The sequence below is a fragment of the Ovoidimarina sediminis genome, from assembly GCF_032586175.1.
Taxonomy (GTDB): domain Bacteria; phylum Pseudomonadota; class Alphaproteobacteria; order Rhodobacterales; family Rhodobacteraceae; genus Ovoidimarina; species Ovoidimarina sediminis.
Genome location: NZ_JAWHTE010000038.1, coordinates 20,588 through 27,236 on the forward strand (window position 1 = coordinate 20,588; position 6,649 = coordinate 27,236).

6 protein-coding genes and 1 pseudogene are annotated in these 6,649 nt (G+C 56.3%); 4 read left to right on the forward strand and 3 right to left on the reverse strand.

Annotation, left to right across the window (positions count from 1 at the left end):
* Nucleotides 1-76: 76 nt before the first annotated feature.
* Nucleotides 77-913 carry an alpha/beta fold hydrolase gene (locus tag RXV90_RS24215; protein ID WP_316652711.1) on the reverse strand — a complete coding sequence of 279 codons (837 nt, stop codon included), beginning with the start codon at nt 911-913 and terminating at the stop codon, nt 77-79.
* Between the two features lie 199 nt (nt 914-1,112).
* On the opposite strand from RXV90_RS24215, the gene RXV90_RS24220 reads away from it, so the two are divergent.
* Nucleotides 1,113-1,406, forward strand: coding sequence for an antibiotic biosynthesis monooxygenase family protein (locus RXV90_RS24220; RefSeq protein ID WP_316652713.1), 294 nt, complete (start codon nt 1,113-1,115; stop codon nt 1,404-1,406).
* A 43-nt stretch (nt 1,407-1,449) separates the two neighbouring features.
* Complete coding sequence (locus tag RXV90_RS24225; protein ID WP_458646497.1) at nt 1,450-1,908, forward strand: GFA family protein; 459 nt, start codon at nt 1,450-1,452, stop codon at nt 1,906-1,908.
* Nucleotides 1,909-2,490: 582 nt separating this feature from the next.
* Here RXV90_RS24225 and RXV90_RS24230 read toward each other — a convergent pair.
* Nucleotides 2,491-3,933 (reverse strand): preATP grasp domain-containing protein, encoded by a 1,443-nt coding sequence (locus RXV90_RS24230; protein ID WP_316652716.1) that lies wholly within the window; start codon nt 3,931-3,933, stop codon nt 2,491-2,493.
* Nucleotides 3,934-4,017: 84 nt separating this feature from the next.
* Between RXV90_RS24230 and RXV90_RS24235 the strand changes: the two genes are divergently transcribed.
* The gene (locus tag RXV90_RS24235) at nt 4,018-4,842 is read left to right on the forward strand and encodes a class II glutamine amidotransferase (protein WP_316652718.1); all 825 of its coding nucleotides are present in this window, start codon (nt 4,018-4,020) and stop codon (nt 4,840-4,842) included.
* A 112-nt stretch (nt 4,843-4,954) separates the two neighbouring features.
* Nucleotides 4,955-5,200 (forward strand): annotated as a pseudogene (gene lepB / locus RXV90_RS24240) (signal peptidase I); the annotation flags it as partial.
* Nucleotides 5,201-5,586: 386 nt separating this feature from the next.
* On the opposite strand, the gene RXV90_RS24245 reads toward lepB, so the two are convergent.
* Nucleotides 5,587-6,372 carry an MBL fold metallo-hydrolase gene (locus RXV90_RS24245; RefSeq protein ID WP_316652719.1) on the reverse strand — a complete coding sequence of 262 codons (786 nt, stop codon included), beginning with the start codon at nt 6,370-6,372 and terminating at the stop codon, nt 5,587-5,589.
* Nucleotides 6,373-6,649: the final 277 nt, after the last annotated feature.

The window sequence follows — 6,649 nt, forward strand, 5'->3', positions numbered from 1 at the left end:
CTCTGGCGTATCCTAGCGTCCTAGACCGGTCAGATAACTCAATGGCCCAGCGGTCTCCTACACGCCCAAAGCAGCATCATAATAGCGCTGACTGAATGACGGGATTGATGAGGTCCGGCTTAGTTATCGCTGCCATATGCCCGCCCTGTGATACATTCTCAAAGCGCCAGTGAGGCATGTGCTCGCGAAACAATCTCACAGTCTCTGCGATGGCGCCGACTGTGTCATCTGCCGAGATCACGGTTGTGGCGTCGGGCAAGTCTTTTGCCCAGGTCGAGATCGGTGTTTCTTCGTGCATAACGCAGTCCCATTCGTGGAAGTTCGGAACCAAGGCGGCTGTGAATTTCTCTCTCCTATCGTCGGGCATAGCATTCCAACTTCCCGCACCGGCCCAGTAGTTTGCAAACACCTCCGCGGCTGTGCGCCAGTCATCTCTTGCCCCGCAATCCTTGATGACATCTCTCAATGCGGTGGCCTCACGGAATGCCTCAACGCAACCAAGTAATCTCAGTAAATAGAAAGGGTTGGGCTCTACCAATACCAGTCGATGTACTTGGTTCCGAAACATCGCGGCCGCTTTCATTGCAACGGCACCATCGAATGAGTGCCCAACGATCGAGAACTTGCTGCCATCCGCCGCAGCGAACGGAGCAACCAGACGCGCCTGATCCTCAAGGGTTTGCTGCCCCTTACTGTTCCACGGTGGTGTGGTGCCGTAGCCGAAAAGATTTATGGCAATGAGATGATAGTTGGGGGCAAGCAGATCCATCAGGCTTCGCCACTGACGCGCTCCCGCTACGCTCGAGTGGATGAGTATGACCGTCTCACCGGAACCCGCTTCCAGAAAATCTACCTGTGAGGGCTTTCCAATGCCAGAGCTCCAATTCTCGGACGAGCAAGTTCTAGGCAGCATGGACGCAACGTGTTCGTGGTCTCCAGCCGCAAAGTCAGACCTGTGCGACGACCACTCCGTCCGCACTGCGGTTGTTCACTGAAAATAGGCCAGCGTCAGCTCCAAGCCCGAAAGCGGACAAGCCTACTGTGAAGTGATATGCTCGCATAGTCAGAGGCGCTCATACAGCCGGAAGCCGCACTTCACGGAGGACGGATCTTTGATCATGCGCATATTCCAAGTCGTCACACGGCCTGGCAAAGAGGAAGAGTTCGGCAAGTTCTTCCATGAGACTGCGATTCCATTAATGAGAGGCACAAAGGGAATAGTTCAAGTCCTGCCGGGTGCCCCACGGCCAGGTACACCTCGCGAGTTTAGCTTTGTAATGGTGTGGGACAGCCTTGAGTCTCTGAAGGCGTTTGTCGGCGAGGACTACCAGAGCCCACACATTGATCCCGCAGAGGCCGAATTGGTCGAGTCACGCTCAATCAAGCACTATGACTTGGTCGAATAGAAGTCATTGATCGCAATCTAGAACAGCCAACAGTGGGGATGAGATGCTCAAAGGAAAATGCGGCTGCGGAGCCGTAACATACAAGCTGTCGATACCACCTATGTTCGTACATTGCTGCCACTGCAGCGAATGCCAGCGACAGACCGGAGCAGCCTATGTCTTGAACGCCATCATCGAGGCCAACCGGGTAGAGTTCGAAGGACAAATTACGGAACATGAGCTTCCCACCCCAAGTGGAAAGGGCCAGATCATATCGCGTTGCCGGGAGTGCGGCGTTGCCGTTTTCAGTAGCTACATGATCCGCCTCGGGAAGCTACGGTACGTGCGCGTAGGAACGCTCGACGATCCGGATCAGTGCCCTCCGGACGTGCAGATCTTCACAAGCAGCAAGCAGGCCTGGGTGCCTCTCAGCAACGACATTCCCGTCTTTGAGGAGTTCTACAAGTTTGAGGAGGTGTGGCCGCAGGTGTCACTTGACCGCTTGGAGACTGCGCTCGCCTGACTGGATAGTCGCCAACGCAAGATGGCAGCTTCGTCCCGCATCGCGGTCATCGAGCCTAATCCGATGAATGTCCGCTGTCGGCAGAAGCGGTCGTTCCCGTCCGAAACCGTCTCACGTCGGCCCCGAATGACCGGTTCGCAAGGGACAGTGGTCAGCTGAGTATTTTACTCAGATGACTGCGTCGAGCCAGGAGGTTGGTGCCTTTACACTTTCGCTGGCAAGGGGAGAGGCGCCCGGGCAATCGCTAAAATGGGGCGTGGCGGCGGCTACAGCTACGGTCAGCTCCGAGGGAACAGCGCTCTTCGAACTCGCTGATACCGAAGCCCTATTGCCACGCTGCAGGTTGGGGCGTTTCTAGGTCGGTCGGCTCTTGATCGTACAATTCCGTTCCGTGAAGCTAAAAGCTGCTACGTATCACAAACTTTCCATTGAGCTTACCCTTCCAAGGGCCCAAGCACGCAAAGAAGACAAGCATCCAACGGAATCATCCGCTCAAGACTGAGCAGCAAGACCTTGCCCGATTAGAGAACACAATCCCGACAAATCTGACACTGCGAGAGGCGGTCAGGGTATGCCTAAGCCCTACGTAACCCGTGAGTTAAGCCTTAAGTACAGCTCCTCGATCATCGAAGCGGCCCGTGTCTGTGTTTCAGCAAGCACCATCACGTTCACCGACATGCCGTCAGTGCGGTCGGGAGGAGACAAGATCACTATGCCTTCCGTTGAGGCTCCCTTTTGGAAGATAATGTCACCGAGTAGTGTGCAGAGGCCCGAAGTGCTCATTCGCTTTGCGTCCGGCAGTAATTCCTGCAGGATGACCAAGCCGTCGGGAATTGAATTCTCAAAGAGTCCTCTGGCCGCCGCCAGTGGTATGGACACGCCGCTCCACCGCCCATTGCATTCGACCCAGTGTAGTTCGCTTCCGCCGTCGATTTCCTGGATCACGGCGTCGAGCGAGCATGGCCCGAAATAACCAATGCGCTGTAGTAACGCGCCAAGGATCGCGGCCTCTGTCATCATCTCCCGCGCGATGGTCTGATCGATTGCTGCGGGCTGCGCGCCCGAGAACTTACCTGTCACGCCCTCTACGCGCTGCTCGAAAAGGCCCAGGATTCTCGGCGGACCGTCCTCCGGCTTGGGCAGCCACATCTGGGCAGAAGGGCTGGCTATTATCCCAGATTCCCATACGCCTACGAGAATCGGGTAGGTTCCCTTCCAACCCACCGCAAAAAGGCGTTCTTCGATCATGAGCCTGATGTCAGAAAGGCTCGTGTAGCGCAGAACCGAGCTTTCGAGGCGCAAGTTGCCCTTTCCGCCTGCGCTGCTCGGAACCTTAACGACAACGCTGTCGCAAGTTCGCGCGAAACGTACAGCGTGCGCAGCAGCGGCCGCCGGACCGAATGCATAAAGCGTCGGCGGCACCGAGTGCTTCCCGGTCAGCTCGCTTGCTAAAGACCAAAACCACAGTTTGTCGTTTACGCGCCTCGACGTCCTGGGCCCCGGACCAGCGACGTTGACTGGGCTCTTTCGATCTTCTCCGAGCGCCTTCGCGAGTTGCCAGATGTGGCCTGTTGTAAGATAGCTGTGGATCGTCAACGGCGTGCCAGGCTGCAAGGCGCTCGCAAGCTTCTCTGAAAGCTCGGGATTGGTTCGGAGTTTTCGCGCAATCGGTTCTGCGTCTTTGGAGCCGGCCTCGAGGAAAGTCACGTCGTGCATGCCGAGATATTCGGTGAGATAGCGCTCGAACTCGTGGACACGTCGGCGCACTGCAACTGTGTCCCCTGGTCGTGCAAGGAGAGCCATTCGATGCTCTGAAAGTCCCACTCCTTCGAGGTTGAAAAGCTCGGTTCCTGACTGATCGCAAATTATCAGGGCAGGATGCGGTGAAACACCCTGACGGACCATTGGACCGAAATCGAGCGAGGAGCGAAGCGCCGGTTCATCGTTCAGAAGCCGCCTGACAAGCGCTTCGATCTCGGCCGCTTTCGCCCGAACCGCGCGCATTGTGTCGAAGGCGTCAATCAAAGCTCGGACCCTATTTCCAGAGGAATAACCCTCATGTAGAATTTATTCTGAAAACCAAAGGGCTGTGAATGGGAAGGGTTCCGCATGTGTCGCCTCTACGCCATGAGAGCGAACGAGCCGACCCGGGTGGAGTGCGGACTTGTTCGCGCCCAAAATGCGCTCATGGCGCAGAGCCGGGGCGATATGGAGGGCCTGATGCATGGCCACGGCTGGGGTGTCGCGGATTATCCTGATGGTGTGCCCGTAATCGTCAAGCAGACTTGGGCGGCCTTCGAGGGGGAGCATTTCACTAAGGCGGCGGCACGGGTATACGCCCATACCGCCGTGGCACATGTTCGCAGGGCGACGGTCGGACCCGTCAGCGTCGAAAACACCCATCCGTTCAGTCACGGCCGCTGGATATTTGCCCATAACGGGACGCTTCCCGGGTTCGAGGAAGTCCGGTTCAAGTTGCTTGAGCACATGGACCCGCTGCACAGGTCCGAAATCCATGGCGAGACCGATAGCGAGCATGTCTTCCGCTACCTATTGAGCCTTTTCCTCCAGCATCCCGAAGCTGGGCTATACGATACAGTTCGGCGTGGGCTGGATCAGGTCGTGGCTTGGTGCGCCGAGGCGGCGCCAGAGAAGAAGATCGGCCTGAATATCATTCTGACCGACGGCGACACTTTGGTTGGCTCGCGGCTCAACCGCTCCCTATACCACCTACGGCGGGATCACCTTCACGTGTGTACGATCTGCGGAAAGACACATGTTCATCATGATGCCAAGCAAGCCTATCGTGCGATCGAGGTGGCCTCAGAGCCTGTCACCTTCGACGAGGTCTGGACGGAAGTCCCCAACGGCGTGGTTTACCTCGTGACACCCGAAATCGAATTGGAACTGCAGCCACTCTCCGTCGAGGCATAAGCGCCCTTTTGATGATTGCCCGCGGCATTATCAGATTAAGCTGACTCGAGCAGGGCGTAGGGTGCGGATATCATCCTCAGATGACCAAACCCAATTCATTTCGCCGCTTCAGAATGTGCACCCCTCACAGTTGGACGATACCCCGGTATTCACTGTACCCGAGGGACAATATTTTTTCCTTGGCGACAACCGCGACAACTCGACTGACAGCCGGATCGCACAACCCATTGGTATCGGCTTTGTGCCAAGTGAGAATCTGATTGGATCGGCGGAACGAATCCTGTTCTCCTCTGCTGGCCGTGCCCTATACCAATTCTGGATGTGGCGCTCAGATAGGTTTTTGATGGATGTTCGATGAAACAGAGGCAATGAAATGCAGACGGATATCTACTCAGCACTAGTGCCGGCTCTCGTAATGTTCGCAACCGTTCTTTTGATGGAGGAATGGGCGTTCTTTAAAGCCCGAACGAAGTGGCAGCGGGCCCTAATAACTTCTTTGGCAGTCTTCTTTATCGTTTTGCTTCTCAACTTACCCTGGGGATACTGATAAGCGCTTCCGATGACTGCTTCGTCCGCAACTCGGACATGGAGCCCGATCTGGCGAATGCCTGCTGTCGGTGGAAGCAGACGTTCGGGCCGAAAACCACGTTTCGACGGCCCTGGATGACCGGTAAGGGCAAGAAAACCGTCATCCGACGGAAAGACTCGGATGACTGCGTTGAGCCCGAAGCGGGACCATGAGATCTACAACTCGATCAGCGAGCCCGCACCGGGGCGGTCGTAGCCAAACTCCCTCTGAAGCCGGGCCTGAATGTCGAAGGAAACGCAATGAACAGGCAATAGCCGCGGTACTTTCTCGGACCTGAACCATTCAATCGTCTCGTCCACGGCCGGCTTCTCGGGATTGACCAGATGGAAACCACCAATGACGGCATGAAGTGATTGACCCGTGACGTCCTTGGCGTGCGTGCAGATGTTGCAAATCCCGCTGTGCGAACACCCGGTTACAACTACGCAGCCCTTTTCGGTCCGAAACGCCAGCGCGGTGTCGTCGGGCATGGGGTCTTCGTAGTAACACCCGCGTTCAAACGGGACGACCCGTGGGACTTCCCCCAGAAAGAATGCGCCGGGCGCAAACTCATAGGGTTCCGCCACCTCAACGACCTCGAAATCTGACCGAATCTTATGCTCTATTTCGTCATACTTGTGGGGAAGATGACGATCAGGCGGCTCGATAAACGGGTCTAACATTGCCAATAGGGCGCGTGGGTGGGCGATCAGCTTTTTCTTGTCCGAGAAGGGATGGAACAGCAGGCCTCTAGAATGGTCACTGTGGAAATGGGAAAGGGCAATGACATCCGCTGAGGCCAGATCGATCTTTGCGGTCTCGGCATTTCGGCACCACACGTCTGACCAGCCAGTATCAAAGATTATCTTCGTCTCGTTGTAGTCAATCCAGGCCGAAAACCCCCATTCAGCGAGCCAGCACAGGTCCGATACCAAGTTCTCGTTCAGCAACCTGATTTTCATGTGCGCCTCCCGTCGCGTTCCGTCCTTAGGGCCAGCTTACCTCGATTTGGAAGAGTTTCAGAGATCTTGAGAAGGACTGCTCCGTCCGCTTCTCGGACGTCGAGCGCAATCTGATGGAGGTCCGCTGTCGGCAGAAGCGGTCGTTCCCACCCGAAACCACGCATCGATCGACCTGGACGACCGGTAAGGGTGGGGTAGCTGTCACCTGACAGATTTACTTGTCTATTGATTAACGCGGTCTCAGCCGAAGAGTTGAGCCACCGCACGCCACACCATT

Bases quoted from the DNA above. Each gene is read 5' to 3' on its own strand.
- RXV90_RS24215 (WP_316652711.1), bottom strand. From the start codon at position 913: ATGCTGCCTAGAACTTGCTCGTCCGAGAATTGGAGCTCTGGCATTGGA.
- RXV90_RS24225 (WP_458646497.1), top strand. From the start codon at position 1,450: ATGCTCAAAGGAAAATGCGGCTGCGGAGCCGTAACATACAAGCTGTCG.
- RXV90_RS24235 (WP_316652718.1), top strand. From the start codon at position 4,018: ATGTGTCGCCTCTACGCCATGAGAGCGAACGAGCCGACCCGGGTGGAG.
- RXV90_RS24245 (WP_316652719.1), bottom strand. From the start codon at position 6,372: ATGAAAATCAGGTTGCTGAACGAGAACTTGGTATCGGACCTGTGCTGG.